This window comes from Streptomyces sp. NPDC088732 (assembly GCF_044751205.1).
Lineage (GTDB): Bacteria > Actinomycetota > Actinomycetes > Streptomycetales > Streptomycetaceae > Actinacidiphila.
Window position 1 is genome coordinate 1 of record NZ_JBIVLI010000016.1, and the last position, 21,853, is coordinate 21,853.

At 69.6% G+C, this 21,853-nt stretch carries 23 protein-coding genes and 1 tRNA gene; 14 read left to right on the top strand and 10 right to left on the bottom strand.

Translation table 11 applies throughout. The features are described 5' to 3' along the window. On the top strand, nucleotides 1-723 hold a 723-nt coding region (locus tag ACIP9H_RS25690; RefSeq protein WP_401588850.1), incomplete at its 5' end, for a (Fe-S)-binding protein. A 77-nt stretch (nucleotides 724-800) separates the two neighbouring features. Here ACIP9H_RS25690 and ACIP9H_RS25695 read toward each other — a convergent pair. After that, nucleotides 801-1,586, bottom strand: a complete 786-nt coding sequence (locus ACIP9H_RS25695; RefSeq protein WP_401588847.1) for a thioredoxin domain-containing protein — start codon at nucleotides 1,584-1,586, stop codon at nucleotides 801-803. Between the two features lie 225 nt (nucleotides 1,587-1,811). Between ACIP9H_RS25695 and ACIP9H_RS25700 the strand changes: the two genes are divergently transcribed. Next, the gene (locus tag ACIP9H_RS25700) at nucleotides 1,812-2,666 is read left to right on the top strand and encodes a Yip1 family protein (RefSeq protein WP_401588844.1); all 855 of its coding nucleotides are present in this window, start codon (nucleotides 1,812-1,814) and stop codon (nucleotides 2,664-2,666) included. A 59-nt stretch (nucleotides 2,667-2,725) separates the two neighbouring features. Here ACIP9H_RS25700 and ACIP9H_RS25705 read toward each other — a convergent pair whose 3' ends face one another. Further along, the gene (locus ACIP9H_RS25705; protein ID WP_401588841.1) at nucleotides 2,726-3,592 is read right to left on the bottom strand and encodes a GNAT family N-acetyltransferase; all 867 of its coding nucleotides are present in this window, start codon (nucleotides 3,590-3,592) and stop codon (nucleotides 2,726-2,728) included. Nucleotides 3,593-4,269: 677 nt separating this feature from the next. Between ACIP9H_RS25705 and ACIP9H_RS25710 the strand changes: the two genes are divergently transcribed. Next, nucleotides 4,270-5,661, top strand: a complete 1,392-nt coding sequence (locus ACIP9H_RS25710; protein WP_401588838.1) for a hypothetical protein — start codon at nucleotides 4,270-4,272, stop codon at nucleotides 5,659-5,661. An 87-nt stretch (nucleotides 5,662-5,748) separates the two neighbouring features. Here ACIP9H_RS25710 and ACIP9H_RS25715 read toward each other — a convergent pair whose 3' ends face one another. Continuing rightward, nucleotides 5,749-6,261 carry a phosphoribosyltransferase gene (locus ACIP9H_RS25715; RefSeq protein ID WP_401588835.1) on the bottom strand — a complete coding sequence of 171 codons (513 nt, stop codon included), beginning with the start codon at nucleotides 6,259-6,261 and terminating at the stop codon, nucleotides 5,749-5,751. A gap of 4 nt (nucleotides 6,262-6,265) precedes the next feature. Continuing rightward, nucleotides 6,266-6,841, bottom strand: a complete 576-nt coding sequence (gene dcd / locus ACIP9H_RS25720) for a dCTP deaminase (protein ID WP_319660220.1) — start codon at nucleotides 6,839-6,841, stop codon at nucleotides 6,266-6,268. Between the two features lie 587 nt (nucleotides 6,842-7,428). On the opposite strand from dcd, the gene ACIP9H_RS25725 reads away from it, so the two are divergent. Further along, nucleotides 7,429-7,502 (top strand) — tRNA-Gly (locus ACIP9H_RS25725). 230 nt (nucleotides 7,503-7,732) lie between these two features. On the opposite strand, the gene ACIP9H_RS25730 is transcribed toward ACIP9H_RS25725, so the two are convergent. Continuing rightward, nucleotides 7,733-8,191, bottom strand: a complete 459-nt coding sequence (locus ACIP9H_RS25730) for an acyl-CoA thioesterase (RefSeq protein WP_401588832.1) — start codon at nucleotides 8,189-8,191, stop codon at nucleotides 7,733-7,735. A gap of 193 nt (nucleotides 8,192-8,384) precedes the next feature. On the opposite strand from ACIP9H_RS25730, the gene ACIP9H_RS25735 reads away from it, so the two are divergent. Together ACIP9H_RS25735 and ACIP9H_RS25740 are read left to right on the top strand one after the other, a co-directional pair. Beyond that, nucleotides 8,385-8,801, top strand: a complete 417-nt coding sequence (locus ACIP9H_RS25735; RefSeq protein WP_401588829.1) for a winged helix-turn-helix transcriptional regulator — start codon at nucleotides 8,385-8,387, stop codon at nucleotides 8,799-8,801. A gap of 395 nt (nucleotides 8,802-9,196) precedes the next feature. Continuing rightward, complete coding sequence (locus ACIP9H_RS25740; RefSeq protein WP_401961101.1) at nucleotides 9,197-9,505, top strand: hypothetical protein; 309 nt, start codon at nucleotides 9,197-9,199, stop codon at nucleotides 9,503-9,505. Between the two features lie 63 nt (nucleotides 9,506-9,568). Here the strand turns inward: ACIP9H_RS25740 and ACIP9H_RS25745 are convergent, their stop codons facing one another. Both ACIP9H_RS25745 and ACIP9H_RS25750 read right to left on the bottom strand, forming a co-directional pair. After that, nucleotides 9,569-9,835 carry a hypothetical protein gene (locus tag ACIP9H_RS25745; RefSeq protein WP_401588823.1) on the bottom strand — a complete coding sequence of 89 codons (267 nt, stop codon included), beginning with the start codon at nucleotides 9,833-9,835 and terminating at the stop codon, nucleotides 9,569-9,571. Between the two features lie 140 nt (nucleotides 9,836-9,975). Continuing rightward, on the bottom strand, nucleotides 9,976-10,329 hold the full coding sequence (locus ACIP9H_RS25750) for a hypothetical protein (protein ID WP_401588820.1): 354 nt from the start codon (nucleotides 10,327-10,329) through the stop codon (nucleotides 9,976-9,978). A gap of 144 nt (nucleotides 10,330-10,473) precedes the next feature. Between ACIP9H_RS25750 and ACIP9H_RS25755 the strand changes: the two genes are divergently transcribed. After that, entirely contained in the window at nucleotides 10,474-10,866 is a 393-nt protein-coding gene (locus ACIP9H_RS25755) for a hypothetical protein (protein ID WP_401588817.1), read from the top strand. A 116-nt stretch (nucleotides 10,867-10,982) separates the two neighbouring features. On the opposite strand, the gene ACIP9H_RS25760 is transcribed toward ACIP9H_RS25755, so the two are convergent. Next, a complete protein-coding gene (locus ACIP9H_RS25760; RefSeq protein WP_401588815.1) occupies nucleotides 10,983-11,606 on the bottom strand; it encodes a hypothetical protein in 624 nt (207 codons plus the stop codon). Between the two features lie 259 nt (nucleotides 11,607-11,865). Next, nucleotides 11,866-12,405 (bottom strand): hypothetical protein, encoded by a 540-nt coding sequence (locus ACIP9H_RS25765; protein ID WP_401588812.1) that lies wholly within the window; start codon nucleotides 12,403-12,405, stop codon nucleotides 11,866-11,868. Between the two features lie 411 nt (nucleotides 12,406-12,816). Between ACIP9H_RS25765 and ACIP9H_RS25770 the strand changes: the two genes are divergently transcribed. The 6 genes from ACIP9H_RS25770 (at nucleotide 12,817) to ACIP9H_RS25795 (ending at nucleotide 19,364) form a co-directional block, all read left to right on the top strand. Next, entirely contained in the window at nucleotides 12,817-14,256 is a 1,440-nt protein-coding gene (locus tag ACIP9H_RS25770; protein WP_401588809.1) for a hypothetical protein, read from the top strand. Between the two features lie 499 nt (nucleotides 14,257-14,755). Then, the gene (locus tag ACIP9H_RS25775) at nucleotides 14,756-16,180 is read left to right on the top strand and encodes a hypothetical protein (protein ID WP_401588806.1); all 1,425 of its coding nucleotides are present in this window, start codon (nucleotides 14,756-14,758) and stop codon (nucleotides 16,178-16,180) included. Between the two features lie 139 nt (nucleotides 16,181-16,319). Then, a complete protein-coding gene (locus ACIP9H_RS25780) occupies nucleotides 16,320-16,739 on the top strand; it encodes a hypothetical protein (protein WP_401588804.1) in 420 nt (139 codons plus the stop codon). Between the two features lie 69 nt (nucleotides 16,740-16,808). Beyond that, complete coding sequence (locus ACIP9H_RS25785) at nucleotides 16,809-16,973, top strand: hypothetical protein (RefSeq protein ID WP_401588801.1); 165 nt, start codon at nucleotides 16,809-16,811, stop codon at nucleotides 16,971-16,973. 150 nt (nucleotides 16,974-17,123) lie between these two features. Continuing rightward, the gene (locus ACIP9H_RS25790; protein ID WP_401588799.1) at nucleotides 17,124-18,797 is read left to right on the top strand and encodes an esterase-like activity of phytase family protein; all 1,674 of its coding nucleotides are present in this window, start codon (nucleotides 17,124-17,126) and stop codon (nucleotides 18,795-18,797) included. Nucleotides 18,798-18,908: 111 nt separating this feature from the next. Beyond that, the gene (locus ACIP9H_RS25795; protein WP_401588796.1) at nucleotides 18,909-19,364 is read left to right on the top strand and encodes a hypothetical protein; all 456 of its coding nucleotides are present in this window, start codon (nucleotides 18,909-18,911) and stop codon (nucleotides 19,362-19,364) included. A 78-nt stretch (nucleotides 19,365-19,442) separates the two neighbouring features. Here the strand turns inward: ACIP9H_RS25795 and ACIP9H_RS25800 are convergent, their stop codons facing one another. Then, complete coding sequence (locus tag ACIP9H_RS25800) at nucleotides 19,443-20,639, bottom strand: MFS transporter (RefSeq protein ID WP_401588793.1); 1,197 nt, start codon at nucleotides 20,637-20,639, stop codon at nucleotides 19,443-19,445. A 260-nt stretch (nucleotides 20,640-20,899) separates the two neighbouring features. Here ACIP9H_RS25800 and ACIP9H_RS25805 point away from each other — a divergent pair, with 260 nt between their 5' ends. Beyond that, nucleotides 20,900-21,847, top strand: a complete 948-nt coding sequence (locus ACIP9H_RS25805; protein ID WP_401588790.1) for a helix-turn-helix domain-containing protein — start codon at nucleotides 20,900-20,902, stop codon at nucleotides 21,845-21,847. Nucleotides 21,848-21,853 lie beyond the last annotated feature (6 nt).

A 21,853-nucleotide genomic window follows, 5' to 3' on the forward strand; every position in this document is an offset into this window, starting at 1 on the left:
GAGGAGAACTGCACCGGCGACTCCGCCCGCCGCCTGGGCAACGAGTTCCTCTTCCAGCAGCTGGGCTCGGAGAACGTGGCCATGCTGAACATGGCTTTCGGCGAGGATGATGAGGACGAGAGCACCAAGCTCCCCGCCTCGAAGAAGAAGATCGTCGCGACCTGCCCGCACTGCTTCAACACCCTGGCGAACGAGTACCCGCAGCTCGGCGGCGAGTACGAGGTCATCCACCACACCCAGTTGCTCCAGCACCTGGTCGACGAGGGCAAGCTCGTCCCCGTCACCCCGGTCGAGGGCATCATCACCTACCACGACCCCTGCTACCTGGGCCGCCACAACAAGGTCTACACACCGCCGCGCGAAATCATCGCCAAGGTGCCGGGTCTGCGGAACGAGGAGATGCACCGGCACAAGGAGCGCGGTTTCTGCTGCGGCGCCGGCGGCGCCCGCATGTGGATGGAGGAGCGGATCGGCAAGCGCATCAACAATGAGCGCGTGGACGAGGCACTGTCCCTCAACCCGGACATCGTCTCCACCGCCTGCCCGTTCTGCCTGGTGATGCTCTCCGACTCCGTCAACGGCCGGAAGAACGAGGGCAAGGCCAAGGAGTCGCTCCAGGTCGTCGACGTCTCCCAGTTGCTGCTGGAGTCCGTCAAGACCCCGCTCGACCCGGACGGCGCCCAGGAGACGGCCGTGGAGCCGGAGCCCGAGCCCGCGGCGTAACCCCGCACGCCACAACGCCGGTGGGCGCGTACGGAAGTCCGTACGCGCCCACCGGCGTTGTGGCGCGGGGCCGGCTGTCAGCCGCCGATCCCGGCCTGCCGCAGCAGCGCCGCGAACGACGCCGGGTCGAACAGCTTCTGGAGGTCCTCCTGGGGCACCGCCTCGCCGTCGATCTTCACGTACGGGGTGCCCGTGGCACCGCTCTTGATGAACGCGTCCTCGGAGGCGGTGACGAAGTCCTTGTGGGCCCACTTGCCCACCGCCTGGTCGAAGGCGGCGCCGCGCAGCCCGTCGACCCCGCCGGCGAGCTCCAGCAGGTACGCGTCGGTGAAACCGTCCTCGCTCTCGTCGGGCTGGTGGGCGTAGAGCGTCTCGTGGTACGTCGCGAAGGCGCCCTTGCCCGCGTCGACGGAGGCACGCAGGGCGTTCCCGGCCCGCCGGGAGCCCTCGCCGCCCAGCTTCTCGTCGAGGAACGAGGCCAGCGTGTACTGGAGCTTGATGCGGCCGTCCGCCGCGAGCGCCGCCAACTGCGGTCCCGCCGCCTTCTCGAAGGCCTGGCACACCGGGCAGCGCGGGTCCTCGTAGATGTGGACGGTCTTCGGCGCCGCCGGGTCGCCGACGGTGATCGTCGTGCCGTCGGCCTCCATGCGGGCCGGCAGCCCGGCCAGCACCTTGGGGTCGGGCGCGGTCGGCACACCGGCCGCGGAGGCCTGGGAGGCGGCGTCCGCCGGCGAGGCCGAGGACGCCGGGGAGCCGCCGGAATCGGTCGTCAGCAGACCGCACGCCGACAGGGAGAGGGTCAGCAGCCCGGCGGCGGCCGCCCCGGCCGCGACGCGGGCGCAGACCCGCGCGGCATGACGCACGCGGGGGCGTGCTGCGTTCGGTACAACCCTGATGGCCATCGGCGGTTCCCGTCCCTTCGGATCACGTTGCCACCGAACGCTAAGCCGTCGCACCCCCGCTCGTGAAAAAACCGCCCCTCGGGCGCCTCCGGCCGCCCTCCGGCGTCTGTCACAGCTTGGCCGCAATGCCCCTCCGCGGGCGCAGGGCCCCGCCCTTCGTCGGCCGGACCGGGTACGTTCGAGGACGTGGCTGGATTCGACTACGGACGCGGACGGGACGGGGACGTGCAGCACCCGCATCAGCAGTACGGCGGACACCCTCAGCAGAACACGCGGCCGGGCGGCCCGCAGCCGCCCCAGTACGGGTTCTCGCCGGCCGCCGACGGCGAGCCCGAGTACTTCGGCTCGCCCGCACAGCAGCAGTCGTACGACGACAACCCCGGGCACACCCGCACCTTCTCCATCGGCGACGACCCGGACGCCTACGACCCGCAGGGGACGGAGCACCCCGACAACATCTCGACCTACCGCGCCGGCCAGACCACCGCGCCCCCGTCGGGCCCGCGGCTGCCCTGGAAGCAGCTGCTCAGCGGCATCGTGATGCGCCCGTCGGCCACCTTCTGGCAGATGCGCGACTACCAGGTGTGGGCGCCCGCGCTCACCGTCACGTTCGTCTACGGGCTGCTCGCCGTCTTCGGCTTCGACACCGCCCGCGAGGACGTGATCGACGCCAACCTCTCCACCAGCATCCCCTGGGTGCTCAGCACCGCCGTCGCGGTCATCCTCAGCGGCGTGATGCTCGGCGCCGTCACCAACGCCCTCGCCCGCCAGCTCGGCGGCGACGGCGCCTGGGCGCCCACCGTCGGGCTCGCGATGCTGATCACGTCGATCACCGACGCCCCGCGCCTGGTCTTCGCGATCTTCCTCGGCAGCGCCAACATGTTCGTCCAGGTCCTGGGCTGGGCCACCTGGATCGGCTGCGCCGCGCTGATGACGTCCATGCTGAGCAAGTCCCACGACCTGCCCTGGCCGAAGGCGCTGGGCGCGGCGTCCATCCAGCTGATCGCGCTGCTGGTGCTCTTCAAGCTGCCGGTGATCTGACCCGGAACCCGCGCACGGACGGGCGGCCGCCTCTCGGGGTGGCCGCCCGTCCGCGTGTTTCAGGCGGTACCCGCGAAGTCGTACACCGCCCATGCGGTGAGCAGCTCGTACCCGATGCGCCGGTAGAGGGCGTTGCTGGTGCGGTTGGCCGGGTCGGTGTAGAGCACGACCTCCTCGGCGCCCGCTGCCAGCGCGGCCCGGCTCACCTCGGCCGTCACGGCGCCCGCGTAGCCGCGACCGCGCACAGCGGCCGGGGTGTAGACGGGGTCCACCCGGATCTGGCCTCCGGCCAGCGGGTTCGCGCCGGCCATCGAGACGGGCGTGCCGTCCGGGGTCTCCCAGAACGTGTAGCGCTTCTCGGCGAAGCGCGTACCGGCCCAGGAAGCCGCGTCGATGGTGACGTCCTCCCGCACGTCCGCGGCGAACTCCGCGCACCAGCGCATGAGTTGTCCGCGCTCCTGCTCGCCCACGAGCCGGCCCCGGCCCGCCGGGAACGGCTCCGGCGGGGTGAGCGTGCCCAGGCGGTACAGGAACAGCCGGTTGCGGAGCGCGGGCGCCGCGCCGGTGTGCCGCCGCCACGCCTCGGCGAACGCGCCGGCAGTGCCCTCGTCCGCGCTGACCCAGGGCAGTGACTGCCCCTGGGACACCAGGTGGGCGGCGAGGGTGTCGGCCTGCGCGGGCGTCAGCGAGGTCACGCCGAGGCCGCGGGCCGGGAGGCGGTAGTACGCCGCGCGGACCCCGCCCGCGTCCTCCAGCAGGCCGAGGACGGCGCCCTGGGCGTCCGGCACCTCCGAGGCGCGGGTGCGCAGCCTCTCGGTCGTGCTGAGCATCGTGGTGTGCAGGCCGGGCCGCGAACGCAGGAAGCCCCCGGCCCGGGCGAGAAAGTCGTCGATGTCTTCCGCGATCTGCCAGTCATCGGAGCGCATGCCGCCCGATAGTGCCCGATGGGCGCGGCCGCGGGAACACGTCCGCAGGACCTTTGCGTCCCGGCCCCGCCGTGCCGGGGCCGTCGCCCACAGCCTGTGGACGGCGGCGCGGCGAGCGGGGTCAGCCTTCCGTGTTCGGCTCGGAAAACAGAGAGCTCCCAGGCGTCGTCGACTTCATGACGGTAGTCGGAGCCGCGTCGTATCCGCAGTTCAAACTGCCCTACTGGCTTGGCAGATCGGGATCAGGGCCTCCCTGCCACGCTCGCCCCACGCCACCGCCTCCTCCGCTGAGGCATCCAGGTCCACAACGGCCTGTCGGTAGGTACCCATGGCCTTCCCCGCGTCCTGACGGTGCCGGGGCCGGCACCGGCCTCGGGGTAGGCGGGCGACCCGTGCGCACCCCGCGGGGAAGCGCGGTGCCGTCGGACATGAAGCGCTACTCATCGTGCACGTTGATGCAATTCGGATAACAATGAGTGATCACCGACGGTGCCTCGCCGGGCTGCGGCACGGCGAAGAAGGGCCCCTCACAGTCAGGAAGTCAGGAGACATCGGTGATCAAGCATCGTGCCCCGCATCACCCCCCTTTTGAGGGGCGGATCGGACGAGGTCAAGCCCGAATAGGCGTCGGCCCTCGTCGGCAGTGGCGGCAGGCAGGGGCCGTGGCAGGACTGTGCGTGGCGCTGTCCGGTACCACGCTGATCCCCGCGACCGCCGCACCAACGGCGGCAAGGCCCGCGACCACCCCGGTGCCCGCACGAGCGATCGACCCGTCCTTCACCTTCAGCTTCACCGGAGCCCCGCAGAGCCTCAACGTCCCGGCGAACGCGGTTGTCACCATCACCGCCGACGGCGCCGGAGGCGCCGACAACAGCGGCACCCCCTGCTCCGTCACAGGGACCGGCGGGTCCGCGGCGCGGGTCGTCACCACCCTCCCGCAGACCATCGCACCGACGACCTTCACCATCAACGTCGGCGGTACCGGCGGCAAGGGCTGCAACGGCACCGGGTCGGGGGGCGCCGGCGGGTTCAACGGCGGCGCGCCGGGCGGGAGCTTCCCGACCACTGGTTTCCAGAACGAAGGTCCGGGCGGAGGTGGGGCGTCCAGCGTCACCACGGGCGGCTCCCTGCTGGTGGTCGCCGGGGGCGGCGGCGCCTCCGGGGGCACCGGTGCGGGCTCCACCGGGGGAAACGGAGGCAACGGCGGGACAACGCCGGATGCCACCGGCGGCACCGCGGGAAGTGCCGTCGGCCCCGGGGCTTCACCGGGGCAGGGCGGAGCCGGTGGCAACACCACGACCAGTACCGGGGGTATCGGCGGGGCCGCGGGCAGCGCTCCGCCCTGCGCGGCCACGAACGGGGGGCCGGGGGGCGGGTTCTCCGGTGCCACGGTCGGTACCGGCGGCACCGGGGGCAGCATCGGCAGCGGTTGCGCCCTCACCCAGACCGGTTCCGGTGGGGGCGGCGGGGGCGGGTACTTCGCCGGCGGAGGCGGCGGCAGCGCCTCCGTCAACAACACCGGCATCTCGGCGGGTGGAGGCGGAGGCGGTGGGGGCAGCAGTTTCGCCGACCCGACGGGCACCGGCACCAGCTATGCGCTGTCCACGATCGGCGCGGCGAACAGCAACGGCCAAGTGATCATCTCGTACACCGTGCCCACCCCTGCCCTGGCCATCACGAAGACCCACACGGGGAACTTCACCCAAGGCCGGCCGGGCACCTACACCATCACCGTCGGCAACACCGGATCCGGCCCGACCGACGGCAGCGCCGTCACCGTGCAGGACACCCTCCCGCCAGGGCTGACCGCCCGCAGCATCACCGGCACCGGATGGAACTGCGTCCTGGCCACCCTCACCTGCACCCGCAGCGACGCCCTGGCGGCAGGCGCCAGCTACCCGCCCATCACCCTCGAAGTCGATGTCTCCTGCGGCTGCGACACACACCACCGGATCACGAACACCTCCACCGTCACCGGAGGCGGTGACACCACCACGCACAGCGCCACCGACCCCACGACGATCACACGCAACAAGGACTGCCACCACGACGGGCAGCACCCCAAGTAGCCGATCGGCCGTAACGCCAAGCGCTCCCGGGTACATCCCGGTCCGCCCGCTCGTGGCCAGGGCGGGCCGGGGGCCCCTGGCCCACCTCTAGAGGGCATCCTTCGAGGGCGTGATCGGCTCCCCCGGCTTACGTACCGGAGGCAGAACGCTCCACGGGAAGTTGATCCAGTCATCGGTGCGGCGCCACACGTAGTCGCACTTCACGAGCGACTGCGGCTTCTCGTAGATCACCGCGCTGCGCACCTCGGCGACATGGCCGACGCAGAAGTCGTGGACCAGCTTCAGCGTCTTGCCCGTGTCGGCGACGTCGTCCGCGATCAGCACCTTCTTGTCGGAGAAGTCGATCACGTTCGGCACGGGCGCCAGCATGACCGGCATCTCCAGCGTGGTGCCCACCCCGGTGTAGAACTCCACGTTGACCAGGTGGATGTTCTTGCAGTCCAGCGCATACGCCAGGCCGCCGGCCACGAAGACTCCGCCGCGGGCGATCGACAGCACTATGTCGGGCTCGAAGCCGTCGTCGGCGATGGTCTGCGCCAGCTCGCGCACGGCGTCGCCGAAGGCCTCGTAGGTCAGGTTCTCCCGTGCGGATCCGGTCATTCGCTCACACCTGCGTCCGGTGGAAGTTGAGGTAGGACCGCGAGGGCGTCGGGCCCCGCTGCCCCTGGTAGCGCGACCCGTGCTTGTCCGACCCGTACGGGAACTCCGCCGCCGACGTCAGCCGGAACAGGCAGAGCTGCCCGATCTTCATCCCCGGCCACAGCTTGATCGGCAGCGTCGCGACGTTCGACAGCTCCAGGGTCACATGACCCGAGAAACCGGGGTCGATGAAGCCCGCCGTCGAGTGCGTCAGCAGCCCCAGGCGGCCGAGGCTGGACTTGCCCTCCAGGCGGGAGGCGATGTCGTCCGGCAGCGAGATCACTTCGTACGTGGACGCCAGCACGAATTCGCCGGGGTGGAGGATGAACGCGTCGTCGCCCTCCGGCTCCACCAGCCGCGTCAGGTCCGGCTGCTCGACGGCCGGATCGATGTGCGGGTACCGGTGGTTCTCGAACACCCTGAAGAATCGGTCGAGCCGGACATCGATGCTCGACGGCTGGACCATGGTCGGCTCGAACGGGTCGACCCTGACCCGTCCGTTGTCGATCTCGGTCCGGATGTCCTTGTCTGAGAGCAGCACACCAGCAGATTACGCGGCGATGGGGCCCATGTCCGAATCGACCACGGGCCCCGGAACGCGTCCGGCCTGCCTACTTCTCGCCCTCGGCAGGACCGGCCGCCACCGACACCGGCACCACACTCCGCATGCGCGCGCACTGCGGGCACCTGATCAACCGACCCGGGCCCAGCCGTCCCGCTTCCAAGTGCTGCATCGGCAGCGTGGCGGTGCTGAAAACGTGCCCTCCGGCACAACGAACGACGGTGCGATCCATCGCTCCCCTTCTCCCCGGTACCTCAACGACGAAAGCCACATTAGGGGATGAACCCATCCCTGCCCCGCACGGCACTCCGCCCACCCCGGCCCGGCCCAACCGGCCCACACCGTACGCCTGATCGCCTCCGCCGCGCACACTTCGCCACTCCGTGAAACGCCCCTCCACACCCCCTTCACCACACTCCCACCCGGGCCCCCGGCGCGGCCCTGGCCGCCGTCCGGCCGCCTCCCGCCGAGCCCGGCCCTGCAACACGACGGCCCCGGAGCGTATGCGTCCGGGGCCGGGCATGGGGTACAGTGTGCGAGGTCAGATGCCTCAACAGGTGTCTTACGCGGGTGTAGTTTAATGGTAGAACATGAGCTTCCCAAGCTCAGAGCGCGGGTTCGATTCCCGTCACCCGCTCCAGCAGAAAGCCCCAGGCGAACCGCCCGGGGCTTCTTTGTTGTCCGGACCGGATCAAGTGTCTCGTGCCGGATCCGTGCCAGATGCCGTGTCATCTGCCGCCGCACGCCGCTCGCGGACCATCGGCGCCCTTCTCGGCGTACCAGTCGAGGTGGCGTCGCAGCTCCGTGCGGAGGAAGGCCGGCAGCGCGGCGTCCCACTCACCGGCCTCGGACTTCGTCGGGTGGGTGTCTTCAGGCTTCAGGGCCCTGGATTCGCTCGAAACCCGCTCGATGGCTCTCGGACCACTCGGTGGGTCGCATCGTCTCCCCGCTGACGTTCACGATGGTCCGCGTCCCATGTGCGTACGTGCTGCTGCCATCACGACTGCATACGCGGAAGCCGATCGACGCCGATGTACGTCCCACCCGCTCCGTCCAGAGGTGGACAGCGATTGCCCCGGCGCCGGTCAAGGGAAGGTCGAACACGATGGAGACCGCCTTCACGACGTAGAACGTCGGCACAGCCTCGTCGGGTGCTCCGAAGCCCAGACTCAATGCATATGTGTTCCAGGCACGTTCGACCATCACGGTGTATCGGGAATTGTGCAGCATCCCGTAGGGATCAAGGTCGTCGAAGTGGACATCCAGCGGGAGAAAGGTGCCGTATTCCACGGAATCGGATATCAGAGATGATGCACTGGTGTCAGTCATGACGAATTCCTTCTTGTGTCGGTTCCCGCCTGAGATGATCACGCACCCCGGCCTCGGTCCTTCATGACCTGCCATTGCCTGGGCATGCCTCTGGCCAGGCTTCTCACGGCTTGTATGTCGTCCCATCGTGGGTCAGCATGGTCACCGGTACAAAAGGCACACGCGTGTGCGTAAGCAGGGGGCGAGGCGCGCCATGGGTGCTGCCAAAGGTCACGCGCCGGGCATCGTTCTGCCGGGGCCCTGTTCCCGTTGGCCATCAGAACGGGGCGAGGCCATCCGGAAGATCGTGGAACGGGCCGGCGACAAGTGGACGGTCCTGGTGGTCGGTTCCCTGGAAAACGGCCCTCTGCGCTACACCGACCTGCAGCACGCCGTACCGGGAATCTCACAGCGCATGCTGACTGTCACGCTGCGTCACCTGCGCCGCGACGGCTTCGTCACGCGCACCTCCCACCCCGAAGTCCCGCCGCGCGTGGAGTACGCGCTCACCCCCCTCGGCTCCACCCTGCTCGAGGCCGTGATCGCACTGACCGACTGGGCCGGAACCCATCACGACGAGATTCAAGAGAACCGCTCACGCTTCGACGCATCCGAGACCGAGGCCGATTGACAGCCGAGCGCGTCCTCGCCACGGTTCACCGTCCGGGCAAGCAGCTCAGATCCGGCAGAGGAAACGCTGTACGGGCAGGGGCTCTTGCTGACGAGCACGGGTCAAAGGGTCGACTCATCGTCGGCTGGGCGGGTCCGCCATCGACAGGGAACTCGTAAACCCGCGGCCGTCATTCACGGTCACAGGCGCAATACGGGAGATCCGTGCCGATCTTGGCGGTGTGAGGGTCCTGCACCACGCGGCCAACGACGACCGCCGTTGCTGCACGCAGGCGGCCGGTCGGCCGGCCCGGGAGACCTCAGCGACCACCACGCCCCTGGTTCGCACCCGGGGGCAGGCCTCGGACGATTCAAGAACAGCCCGGTCGCACGGGTGAGGACATGCATGATGTGCGGATGGGGCATCTTCCTGTCGACGTGCGCGCATCACTCCGGTTCTTCGCCTTCTACCTGGCGAATGGCACCCTGGACGTCGACCTGCTCGACGGCATCGACTACCGGCCGGCCCTCTTCCAGTACGGCTCTGCCCTGGAGATGGTCTTCGCGATCTACGGCAACGTTCTGGAGGTCGACGAGGACGGGGAGGTGCTGAACGACGGAGAGGCGCAATACCGTGCCGCCCAGTGGATTCGTGCTTACTGCGACCCGGGCTACGAGGCTGAGCCGCCGTTCCAGGCGTGGGAGACCGAACTCCACGGTCCTTGAACTCCCACGCTGAGTTGCGTGCCCGTACGGCGGGACATTGCTGGAACTCACGCGGACCACAAGTCATGGAGTCGTCAGGTCAGCGGCCGTCCGCATACGTCGTCTTCCGGACTGGTACGCCGCGGATCGGGAGTAGAAGCCCCGGCCGTACTCTTCGGGCCCGACAGTGAAGTCGTCCGGACGGTCACGGCGCAGCTCTTCATACCGGACTGCGAACACGTCGATGGCTTCATGAATGGTGCAGCCCAACGTTTCGCAGATCGTCTTGAGCGCAAGGACGATCCGGCGGTCGAGGATGTCGCGGTCCACGCTTGCCGGCAGTGCGGTCACGGGTCCTCCGAAGTCGCCGTACAGCAGCGGAGTACAGCAACCGCGCAGACCGCAGTCAACCGGGTAAGTCTTCTGGCCCCCCACCTGGCCGGCCAATCGGCCCTCGGCAACCGTCGCGCCCGGAGTTCGCATCGAGGCGATCAGTCCACGTCGGAGTCCGCGCGGCCTACGGAGCGGAACACGGTCTCGTACCTGCCTGCTTGGACCAGGTGATCCACGACTCTCACCATGGCCGGTATGCCGGCGTCACGGACGATGAGCCCGTCCCAGCAGGTGAAGAAGCTTCCTCCCAGCTCCTCCCCTGTCGTCGCCCACCGGCCCATGAGCCTTTGGACCTCCGCGAGCGTGAAGATGGTCCCTGACCACCGGAGCCCGTCCGCGAAGGTCACCCACATGTCGACGTTGCAGACATCCTCAAGCGCTTCGCCCGCGTGGGGCACGAAACAGATCTCGTACCCGTCCCGCTGCACACGGTAAAAAGGCCCGTCCCACATGACGTCCCTGCCCCCCATTCCAAGCCGAAGGCGGAGCCTAACGCTGCGCTCGTGCCGGAACGGGCAGGGTTTCCGGGGGAATCGCGGGGCGTGGAGGGACGCGCTGCCCACTCCGTCCAAGGCCGGGAATCCGCGGGTCACGCTGTGGACCGGCCCACGCCGCTCCTCAAGCAGTGGTCCGCTTCCGCGTCACCATCGAGCGGTGCTGATGAAGACGATGCCCGCCGGCTCGTGCAGGCCGAGATCGAAGACTCGCGCGGCCACGTCGACTGCGAGCTGGGAATCCTTCGCGTCCAAGCAGTGTCGTTCGGCTGGGTCGTCCACTGGGGTGCCGTCGGTCCATTGTCGAGCGGTCAGCCCGCTCGTCCCGGGGGCAACGGCCCGTTCCTCGTGGACCGCGAGAACGAGCGGCTGATCCGGACAGCTACCAGCCGACCCGTGCGGCATCAGATCGCCGACTACGAAAGTCGTTTGCGACGCGAGGCACACGCCCGGAACGCGACGGCGCAGCGGGCCGCCCACGGTGAGCGCGCCTGAACTCCTGGCGCACTCGTGCCCGATACGTGCCCGACAGGTCGGTTGGCCGCGGCCTACAGCGGAAGTCCGAGTGCACGCGGCAATTCGTCCGGGCACCCGTCGCCACAGGAGCCAGATCAGGCGCCGCCGTGCTCGGCCACCTGCTCCGCGACCACGAACTCGGCGCCGCACTCGCCGCACGTCCCGGTGCCGAAAAGGTGGGTGAGGGCGACCATGACCGATGCGATTCCCGCCTCACATGCCGCGTCGTACAGCAGCCGCGCAGGCCCTGACAGATCGGCCGGCTCAGCGGGACGGAGGGGCTTCACGTCCGGGTCTCCGGGTTCGTGGTCACCAACGGCGGAGAAGTAGCCTGCCTCGCCGATGGCGATGAACACGCCCATCTCGCACTCAGGGCAGAAGACCTCATACGTCTCGTCGGCCAGGCCCTCCAGGGCTTCTGACCAGACCGGAACGTTGTCGAGGGCCATGGCGGCCTGGAGCAGATAGATGTAGGGGCCGGGCTCGGCAGGCCGTCGAATGCGCTCGCGAGCGAGAGACCGGAGGCGGTCGATGTCGTCGATGTGGTCGCGACGCGTGTCCCCGTCCGCCGCGGCGACGATTGCTCCGGCCAGGATCAGGGCATCGTCTCCCGCCTGCCCGGCTTTGCTCCCCACATCGGCGAGCTTGCTGAGAGCAGCGAAGCTCGCCGAGTAGACGCTGCCCTGATGGCACAGACGCGACCACAGGTCGCTCCACACGTCTTCGCTCGGCTCGCATTCGAGCCGTTCGAACAGGACCGGGATGTCTTGCGCCGATCCATAGGCGTGCTTCAGTTGCGACTAATCCGTCATGGAGGCATCCAATCAGGCGGGGACCGCGGGGAAGCACGGGGCCACTAGGCACGAAGAAGGGGTGCCCCGTGTCTTGGGGCACCCCTTCCGTCCGGCGCCTTCGCCGGGCCGTCGCCGAGAGCGCGACGGTCTTCAACACCGCTGACGGCTCGATGCCGCCACTGGGTCAGCCGAGGACGGCGTAAGCCTGGTTGGCATAGGTCTGCACGCTGTTGCCCGCCACGTCCGTGACCTTCGCACTCAGCGAGACCTTGCCCGCGGCGGGATTCGGGACGTTGGTCGACCAGGTCGAACCGGTGTGGGTGACGCGCAGGCCGTGCCAGTTCTTGCCGTTGTCGGTGGAGTACCAGGCCTGCACCGTCTTCGCGGTATCGGCCCTGTACGGCACGCCGTAGTGCGGGTCGGCGCGGTCCATGAACAGGCCGACCGGGGTGGTGCTGAGCGGCTTCGCCCTGCCGTGCGTGTCGAGGCCTCCGATCAGGAAGCGGCTCAGCACGCCGGGGGCGACCTGCGCCGTCCCCGGGTCGGCGTGGAAGCGGAAGACCGCACGGGTGAAGGGCGACAGCACGCCCGCGGGGAAGGTTGCCGCGCCCGAGAAGCCGGTGTTCGCGAAGAACTGCCGGGTGTAGGCGTTCGTCGCGCACGACGTCGCCGCCGACACCGACGCGGTGGATCCCGCGACGACACCACCCGTCAGCGCGGCCACCACCGCGGTCCCGGGGGCCGGACGGGATCTGCCGACACTGCTCGCTGAGTCCCCTTTTTCGTACCCGACCGCCCCGCAGACAGTCGTCCGGGATATCTGATTCATGAAAGCGGTCCAGGGTTGTACGGCCGGGCGATTTATTTCTCCCGCCTTTTGGTAAAGGGCGTGAGTGGCTGCACCACAGCTCTTCCGCGAGGCGCGCCGACCGGCTTCGAGCGGTCGAAATCACCTATTCCGAGCGGAAGTCAAGACTCCGATCACCACCTGGAGGCAGTTGGGCAACCTTCCGTTCACCCAAACCCACTCGGTTACGGAACTGTGACACCGGCAACGAATATCCGGGTTGGCGAATGGGGCGCGATCACTACGCTGTGCGAGTCAAATGAAGACCTCGTTGAAAAGGAGGTGCCTATGCGAGCGAGAGTCCTTTCCGCTGCCACCGGCATAGCGGTCGCCGCCGGAATGGTTCTGTCCGCTTCTCCCGGCACGGCCTTCGCCGACGGCACGCATCCCCCGAAGTCCTGCGCCGCACCGACGGGCACCGGTCCCTCGGTCCCCACGTACCTCTACAACGGTCCCTTCCAGGAGACCGCCCCGTGGGGAGACGACGGCACCCCGGTCCAGTCCTTCGTCGGCCAGACCGCGACGCTCGCCGGCTATCTGTACTGCGCGCCCGCGGACGCCAAGGTGCAGATCACCCGCAAGAACCCGAACGGCACCAGCAGCGTGGTGGGGACGGTCACCACGACCCCGGTCGACTCCCTCGGCGCCTCGTGGTCGTTCAACGACTCGCAGCCCGCCGGCGACTACAGCTACACGGCCGCCTACCTGGGTGACGACACCTACCTTCCCTCGGACGGCAACCGCGTGATGCGCTTCGTGCGCCACAAGGTGTCGATGACTCTGACGGCCAAGGCGCCGAGGTTCGAGCTGGGCAAGGCGAACCACGTCACCGTCGCGGGACAGCTGACCGTCCCCGACGGCCTGCCGATCCCGAAGGGCCAGAAGCTGGGCGTCCGGCTGGCCCTCAACCCCCACAGCGGCGCGGTCGGCACGCCGCTGGCCCCCGCGGTGACGACCGACACCGCGGGACACTTCTCCCTCGCGATGGACCTCCGCACGGAGGGCACGTACCAGGTCCAGGTGAGCTACCCGGGCAGCACCCTGCTGGGGGGTGCCTCGGCCACCGCGGATCTCAACATGAAGCGGCTCACGCCCCAGCTCACGGTCAAGACCGACCGCTCGCTCTACGGCTACAAGGCCAAGGCCACGGTCACGGCCCACCTGGGCACGACCTACACCGGCCGGACGGTGGGGCTGTACGCGACGCCGGTCAGCGGCAAGCGGGTCACCATCAAGACCGGCAAGGTCGACAAGAACGGCAACCTCTCCGGCACCTACGTGGTCAGCCGGAACACCAAGTTCTCGGCCACCTTCGCCGGCGACGCGCGCTACGCCCCCGCCTCGGCCGCCGTGGGCACGCAGACGAGCGCGCTGATCCACGGCACGGCGAGCGGCTACCTCAAGACGTCGGTCTCCGGCGGCCAGACCTACAAGGTCTACCGCCACACGTCCTCGGCGAAATTCGCCGTCGACGTGGCCCCGGCCGCCCCCGGCAGGTGCGTCCACGTCCAGCGGCAGACGCTGACGGCCGGCGTGTGGCTCGGAGACGTCAACCACGACGTCTGCGTGAAGCTCAACTCCAAGAGCGCCGCCACCTACAGCATGCCGCTGGCAAGCATGAACCAGAGCCGGGTGCGGGTGCGCTTCCTGTACGACGGCGTGTACAACGTCCCGGACTACAACGCCTGGACCTACAGCGCCTGGCAGTACATCGCGGTCGTCAGCTGACAGCGGTCGCCTGACGGCACATCGCACAACCCCCGATACGGGGCTCCCGTGGGTCGCGCGGCCGGCCGAGGCATCCGCCCACGGGAGCCCCGTCTCCTTTTGCACCCGTGATCGCGTTGCGCGCCCGGACGGGATCTGCCGATCCTGTTCGCCGAAGTCCTTTTTTCGTGCCCGACTGCCCGGCACGCAGTCGCCCTGGATATGTGATTCATGAAAGCGGCCGAGGGTTGTACAGCCGGGCGATTTATTTCCCGGGACTTTCGGCAGAGGGTATGGGACCACTGCGTGCCGACCGGCTCCGAGCGGTCGAACTCACCCAATCCGTGCGGATGTTCGGCCTCCGGTCGGCAGTCCGTGGCGGTCGGCAACCCCTCGTTCACTGACACTCAGTCAGTTATGGAACTGTGACACCTGCATCGAATACGCGAGGTCTCCATTAAGGGGCGCAATTACTACGCTGTGCTGGTCAAATGAAGACCTCGTTCAAAAGGAGGTACCTATGCGAGCGAGAGTCCTTTCCTCCGCCACCGGCATAGCGGTCGCCGCCGGAATGATTCTGTCCGCTTCTCCGGGCACGGCCGTCGCCGACGGCTGGGAACCCCCGAAGTCCTGCGCCACGCCCACGGGCACTGGTCCCTCGGTCACCACCTACCTCTTCAACGGCCCCTTCTCGGAGGTCTCCCCGTGGGGAGACGACGGCACCCCGGTCCAGGTCTTCGTCGGCCAGACCGGGAAGCTCAGCGGCACTCTCTACTGCGCGCCCGCAGGGGCCAAGGTGCAGATCACCCGCAAGAACCCGAACGGCACCACCAAGGTGGTGGGGACGGTCGCCACCACCCCGCTCGACGCCCTCGGCGCCTCGTGGACGTTCAGCGACTCGCAGCCGGCCGGCAACTACGCCTACACGGCCGCCTACCTGGGCGACAGCACCCACCTTCCCTCCGACGGCAGCCGCGTGATCCGCTTCGTGCGCCACAAGGTGCTGGTGCGACTCGCGGTCAAGGCGCCGAGGTTCGAGCTGGGCAAGGTGAACCGTGTCGCCATCGCGGGACAGCTGGTCGTCCCCGACGGCCTGCCGGTCCCGAAGGGCCAGAAGCTGGGCGTCCGGCTGACCCTCAACCCCCTCAACGGCGGGTCCGCCACGCCGGCGACGCCGGTGGTGACGACCGACACCGCGGGGCACTTCACCGTCCCGTTGAACATCCACGCGGAGGGCACGTACGAGGTCCAGGTGACCTACCCGGGCAGCACCCTGCTCGGAGGCGCCACGGCCACCACCAGTGTGAACATGAGGCGGCAGACGTCCCAGCTCACGCTCAAGACCGACCGCTCGCTCTACGGCTACAAGGCGAAGGCCAAGGTCACGGCCCACCTGGGCACGACCTACACGGGGCGCACCGTCGGGCTGTACGCGACGCCGGTCAACGGCAAGCGGGTCACCATCAGGACCGGCAAGGTCGACAAGAACGGCAACATCTCCGGCACGTACGTGGTCAGCCGGAGCACCAGGTTCTCGGCCACCTTCGCCGGCGACGCGCGCTCCACGCCGGCCTCGGTCTCCGTGGGCACGAAGACGAGCGCGCTGATCCAAGGCTCGGCGGGCGGCTACTTCAGGACGTCCGTGTACAAGGGCCGGACCTACAAGGTGTACCGCCACACGTCCTCGGCGAGGTTCGCCGTCGACGTGGCCCCGGCCGCCCCCGGCCAGTGCGTCAGGATCCAGCGGCAGACGCTGACCCGCGGCGCGTGGCTCGGGGACGTCAACTGGGACAGCTGCGTGAAGCTCAACTCGAAGAGCGCCGCGACGTACACCACGTCGCTCGGCAGCATGAACCAGAGCCGGGTGCGGGTGCGCTTCCTGTACAGCACCGTGTACAACGCCCAGACCTACAGCGCCTGGCAGTACATCGCCGTCGTCAACTGACGGCGGTGGCACAAAGGCTCCCGTGGGTCGAGCGGCCTCCGGCCACGGCATCCGCCCACGGGAGCCTCGTCGCGTTGCGGCTCCGCCATGAGACGCCGGCGGTAGGCTGCGCCGGGGACGCGGACACCCGGGGAACGTCATGGAACCATCGCTGTCGACGCCGAACCGCCTGGCCAACGGCGGCCTGGGGGCCGTTCCGGCGGTCGCCGCCCTGGTGTACGCGACGCAGGCAGGCGGCACGCTGTCACGGCTCGTGGCGACGGCGGCCGCCATCGCCTTCGCGGTCCTGGCGGTGCGGGGATACCGACTCGACGTGACGTACGCGCACACGCGGATGGTGGTCCGCGGCTACCTGCGTACGCGGACCGTCGACCGAGCGCGCGTCACGGACATCACGGACTTCCCCGCCGTGCGGTGGACGGCGCACAACGGGCGGAGCCGGTGGACCCCGCTCACGGCGCTCATGACGAGCCCCGGCGGGACCTCGGCAACCCGCCTCCGCAAGGAGCGGGCCCTCGTGAGGCTGCGGCAGTGGCCGCGACGGGACAAGGCGACGTGAGGCGTGTGTCCGGCCCGGTCTGCCGCGCCGACGACAACCGGCGTCGGCAACAGGCAACTCCGGCGGATCGTGAGCGCCGTCGGCGAGAACATGTACTCGGGCGCGGTCTGGGTCGTCCCGGGCGGTGCTTCGGGGCCGGTGGCCAAGGGGACCCGGTTCATCACCGCCGCCGCCGTCAACCTCCCCCAGGGCAGCACATTCCTGGGCGGCTGGGGGCTGATGCGGCTGATCTGACGGAGTGACCGGCGTAGGTGTTCCCGCGGTCACCGGCCGGGGGAACACGTACGCCGGTCGTGCCGTTTTGGTGAAGAGCGGGTTCTTTGTGAACCATCGGTTCACCGGCGAAGGGCCCACGGTTCACCACATACCGCCAGGTTCAGGGGTATGACTTCAAGACGCTTCTCTCGCAAGCGCATCCGGCTCGCCCTCGCGATCGGCGCCACCGTCGCCGTGGCGGGCACGGGTACGGCCGCGGCCCATTCCGGTGGCTGGCTGTGGGCCCCTTCGCACGACTTCGGGGCGGTCGCCGACTCCTTCTCCGGGCACGGCAGGGTGACGGGCGATGTGCTGCGCAACGACTCCGGCGCGACCGCCGTCGTACGGCACACCGCCCCGTCCAACGGCAAGGTGACGATCGCCGCGGACGGCACGTTCACGTACACGCCGGACTCCGGTTTCACGGGCACGGACACCTTCACGTACACCACCACCGACGCGGTGGAGCTGTTCAAGGACGCCCGGGCGAACGGGGCCCCCTTGGCGCCGCTCGGGCAGGTCGCCGGTCCCGCCGGCACGACCACCGAGCTCTCCGGTGAGGGCTACGGCTCCTCGCTCGCCCCGGTGCCGGGCAAGCCGGGCCACTTCTACGGCCTCACCGACCGCGGCCCGAACGCCGACGCCCCCGACGGCAACAAGTCCGAGATGGTGCCCGGCTTCACGCCCGAGATCGGTGAGTTCAAGCTCGTCGACGGCAAGGCCGAGCTGGTCGACCAGATCAGCCTCAGGGGGCCGAAGAGCCTCGGCGGCGTGAAGTACAGCGGCCGTCCGCCGCACGACACGAGCGAGGTCATCGACGACGTCGCCGCGACGAACGCGGCCGGCGGCACGCCCACGCCCATCGCCAGGGACCCGTACGGCTACGACTCCGAGGGCTTGGTGGCGCTGCCCGACGGCACGTTCTGGGTCTCCGACGAGTACGGCCCGTACATCACGCACTTCGACCGGAACGGCTACGAGCTGGGCCGGCTGACCCCGTACCGGAACAGCCCGGACAACGCGTACCACAAGGTCGTCGGGTACCTGCCGGCCGAACTCGCCTTCCGCGCCAAGAACAAGGGCATGGAGGGCCTGACGGTCACGCCGGACGGCTCGACCCTCGTGGGCGTCATGCAGTCCGCGCTCCAGCAGCCGGACCTCGGCAGCACCAAGGCCGCGAACGTCGCGCCGACCCGCATCATCACGGTCGACCTGCGCACGAACCGGACCAAGCAGTACCTGTACCTGCTGGACAACCCGGCGAGCACGGGTGCCGCCAACAGCGAGATCACCGCGCTGTCCGCCACGAAGTTCCTCATCGACGAGCGCGACGGCGGCTTCGAGCCGTTCGCCCAGAAGTCGCTCTACGAGGTCGACATCAACGGCGCCACCGACGTCAGCGGTCTGACGATCGGCGGCAAGTCGCCCGAGGCGCTGGCCGGGACGAGCGGCACCAACGCCGCGCTCGCCGCGCTCACCACCGCCGGCGTCAACGTCGCGCAGAAGCAGCCGTACGTCAACGTCGGCACGCTGGTCAGCCAGTTCGACCCCACCGGCGCGTTCTTCGCGCACGACAAGGTCGAGGGCGTCGCCACCACCGACGGCGGCCGGACGCTGTACCTGGCCAACGACGACGACTTCGGCATCGACAGCATCGTCGTCGACCCGGACGGGAAGTGGACCGTCCACCAGAAGACGCTGCCGCCCACGGGTCTGACCGACAGCGGCGAGATCCTGAAGGTCGATACGACGAAGCTGCCCGCCGTCCTCAAGACCGTCACGGTGACGGTCCACGTGCGCTGACCCACCCCGCGCCCGCCGGGCCCGTCCACCGCGGTGGGCGGGCCCGACGGGTGTGCGGAGCTGCCGGCGAAGGGCTTGTTGACCAGGGTCCGCACTGCCAAAATCGGCGCGGTGATCACGACCAGGAGTGCCCGCAGGGCTTCGGGCACCAAGAACTCCTCCGACTTTCTCCTCGCTTTGACCTTTGTCAGGCGCCGCACTCCGGAAAAGGACGCCGCGGACCTCGCGAAGGGCCAGGTCTTCGAGGTGGCCTCGCTGAGCAGGACCATCGGCGGGGTGGCGCTCATCTCGGTGGGCAAGGGGAAGCAGATCGAGCGCCTGAAGATCGGCAGCCTGTTCGTCGCCCAGGGTCGGCCCATGATCTGGCGGGAGCGCCGCACCGGGAACGAGACCCTGCTGAACGGTCCCTTCCGGCTCGTGCCGCTCGAAAAGAAGGTGCCCCTCAACAACAGGATGGGGTTCTTCGAGCTTTCCACGGCTGACGGCACTCACGAGTTGACCCTTCCGAAGAAGGACGCCCCGCTCGTCGAACTCGCGATAGCCGCGGAACCGGCTGCGACCGATTAGCGGAGAAGGCGGCCCCGCGAGAACCCCCGGGCCGACCGCACGGGGGTTCTCTGCGCCCGGACCGGGGTCCGAGCGTCGTCAGGCGGCCGCGGGGAAGGCGTGCCGCTTGCCCCCGACGACGGCCGCCGCGGCGGCGACCAGGAGCGCCAGTGACGCCCAGGTGATCGAGGCGGCGCCCAGGTTCGCGACCAGGAGGCCGCCGATGAGGCCGCCGAGCGCGATGGACGCGGAGAAGACCGTGATGGCGATCGACTGGGCGACGTCCGCGGCCTCCCCCGTCGCGTTGATCACGGCCCCGATGAACAGACTCGGGGAACTGCCGAACGCCAGACCCCAAGCCGCGGCGGCCGCATAGACCAGGACGGGCAGACCGGAGAACACGGCCAGCACGAGCACGGCGACCCCGAGGAGCGCGGTGCTGCCCACGACGAGCCTGCGCAGGTGGCGGTCGATGTGGGTGCCGACCACGATCACGGTCAGGATGGACGTGAGGCCGAAGGCGAACAGCACCCAGCCCGTCTGGCCGCCCATGCCCAGGTGCCGGAGGAAGTCGGTGATGTAGGTGTAGAGGATGTTGTGCGCGATCATGTACGCGGCGAGCGCGAACAGGATGACGCGCAGCCCGGGGATGACCAGGACCCGGGAGATCCTCAGCCGTTCGTCCGCCGGCCGGCCGTCCAGGTTGGGCAGTGTCACCAGGATCCACACCATGGTCAGCGCGGTCAGCGCGGCGGACGCGTGGAAGGCGATCTGCCAGCCGCCGAGGCCGCCCAGCCAGGTTCCCACGGGGATGCCCAGGGCCAGGGACACCGGCGTCCCGGCCAGGGCGATGGCGATGGCCCGGCCCTGCCGTCCCTCGGGCGCGAGCCGGGCGGCGTAGCCGCCGAGGAGCGGCCAGATGAGGCCGGTGCCCAGGCCGGCGACGAAGCGGATCACCAGGGTCAGCGCGTAGTCGCCGGACACGGCGGTGAGGGCGTTGGTGACGGCGACGGTGGCGAGCGCGAGTTGCAGCACGTTCTTGCGCGGCCAGTGCGACGTGGCCCGCGTCAGCGGGATCGCGCCGATCGCGGTGGCGGCGGCGTAGATCGTCACGGTCTGGCCGGTGAGCGAGACGCTCGTGTGCAGCGTGCCGCTGATCTCCGGCAGCAGGCCGGCGGGCAGGCACTCGGTGAGGATGCCGACGAAACCGCTGAGGAAGAGGCCGAACAGGGCCGCGTCCGGAAGGCGGTCCCGCCCGCGGACGGGGGTGGCTGAGGGGGTGGTCGTCTGCGTCATTCGTTCTGTCCATGAGCTGTGGGTGACCCGGTACGGCCCGCGGTGGACGTCGGGGTCGGCGGCGGCACGCGGGCCGGGGCGGCGGCGGTCCTCGCGGACCTCCGGTGCCCGGCCCGGTGGCCCCGGGCGGTTTCCCCGGGAACGCGTTCAGGCTGCTCCGGACGTGCGGGCTTACCCAGATCCCCGCTCCGCCTACGTCTCGTGTGCCTACCACCGGCAGGGACAGGCTCCGCCCTGGCGCCGGCGCGATACTGGGGGGCATGGCCACCCGCCCGGAACCCCGTACCGACCCGGCAGCCGCGCCGGCCGCCGGGTACGCGCACGGCGGCGGGGAGTCGCGGCTCGACCCGCGGGCGGAGCTCAACGAGTTCCTGCGCACCCGCAGGGCCCGGCTGAAGCCGGCCGACGTGGGGCTCGCCGAGTACGGCCGGCGCCGGGTGCCGGGCCTGCGGCGGGAGGAGCTGGCACAGCTCGCGGGTGTCTCCGTGGCGTACTACACGCGCCTGGAACAGGGCAACGGCCACAATGTCTCGGTGGAGGTGCTGGACGCGATCTCCCGTGCGCTGCGGCTCTCCGACGCGGAGCACGACCATCTGCTGCACCTCGCCAAACCCAGGCACCGCAACCAGCGGCCCGCGGCCCGGCGCCAGCAGGTGCGGCCCGCGCTGGTGCAGCTGCTGGCGGCGCTGGAGGGCGTCCCCGCGTACGTCTGGGGCCGCCGCACCGACGTGCTGGCCTGGAACGGCACGGCGTCCGCCCTCTTCGGCGACTGGGCGGCGCGGGACCCGCAGGAGCGGAACTGGGCCCGGATCACCTTCCTCGACCCGGCGGCCAGGCGGCTCTTCGCCGACTGGGAGTCCAAGGCCTCGGACGTGGTCGGGCAGCTGAGACTCGACGCCGGCCTGCACGCGGACGATCCGCTGCTCGCGGGGCTGATCGGGGAGCTCTCCCTGAGGAGCGAGGACTTCCGGAGGCTGTGGGCGGCCCACGACGTCAAACGGAAGTCGCACGGCAGCATGCGGCTGCTGCATCCGCTGGCGGGTGAACTCACCCTGCGCTACGAGTCGTTCGCGTTGCCGGACGATCAGGAGCAGTCGCTGTCGACCTATCACGCCGAGCCCGGCTCCGCGTCGCGGGAGGCACTGGGCCTGATTGCGAGCTGGGGCACGGACGCCGCACGGGAGCGGGCGGCCGCCGCCCGGGACTGAGTGCCG

What these genes read in the sequence shown, in the direction of transcription:
- ACIP9H_RS25770 (WP_401588809.1), top strand. Translation starts at nt 12,817, where the DNA reads ATGCGAGCGAGAGTCCTTTCCGCTGCCACCGGCATAGCGGTCGCCGCC.
- ACIP9H_RS25790 (WP_401588799.1), top strand. Translation starts at nt 17,124, where the DNA reads ATGACTTCAAGACGCTTCTCTCGCAAGCGCATCCGGCTCGCCCTCGCG.
- ACIP9H_RS25730 (WP_401588832.1), bottom strand. Translation starts at nt 8,191, where the DNA reads ATGACTGACACCAGTGCATCATCTCTGATATCCGATTCCGTGGAATAC.
- ACIP9H_RS25740 (WP_401961101.1), top strand. Translation starts at nt 9,197, where the DNA reads ATGGGGCATCTTCCTGTCGACGTGCGCGCATCACTCCGGTTCTTCGCC.
- ACIP9H_RS25735 (WP_401588829.1), top strand. Translation starts at nt 8,385, where the DNA reads ATGGGTGCTGCCAAAGGTCACGCGCCGGGCATCGTTCTGCCGGGGCCC.
- ACIP9H_RS25750 (WP_401588820.1), bottom strand. Translation starts at nt 10,329, where the DNA reads ATGTGGGACGGGCCTTTTTACCGTGTGCAGCGGGACGGGTACGAGATC.
- ACIP9H_RS25715 (WP_401588835.1), bottom strand. Translation starts at nt 6,261, where the DNA reads ATGACCGGATCCGCACGGGAGAACCTGACCTACGAGGCCTTCGGCGAC.
- ACIP9H_RS25775 (WP_401588806.1), top strand. Translation starts at nt 14,756, where the DNA reads ATGCGAGCGAGAGTCCTTTCCTCCGCCACCGGCATAGCGGTCGCCGCC.
- ACIP9H_RS25780 (WP_401588804.1), top strand. Translation starts at nt 16,320, where the DNA reads ATGGAACCATCGCTGTCGACGCCGAACCGCCTGGCCAACGGCGGCCTG.
- ACIP9H_RS25800 (WP_401588793.1), bottom strand. Translation starts at nt 20,639, where the DNA reads ATGACGCAGACGACCACCCCCTCAGCCACCCCCGTCCGCGGGCGGGAC.
- ACIP9H_RS25705 (WP_401588841.1), bottom strand. Translation starts at nt 3,592, where the DNA reads ATGCGCTCCGATGACTGGCAGATCGCGGAAGACATCGACGACTTTCTC.
- ACIP9H_RS25805 (WP_401588790.1), top strand. Translation starts at nt 20,900, where the DNA reads ATGGCCACCCGCCCGGAACCCCGTACCGACCCGGCAGCCGCGCCGGCC.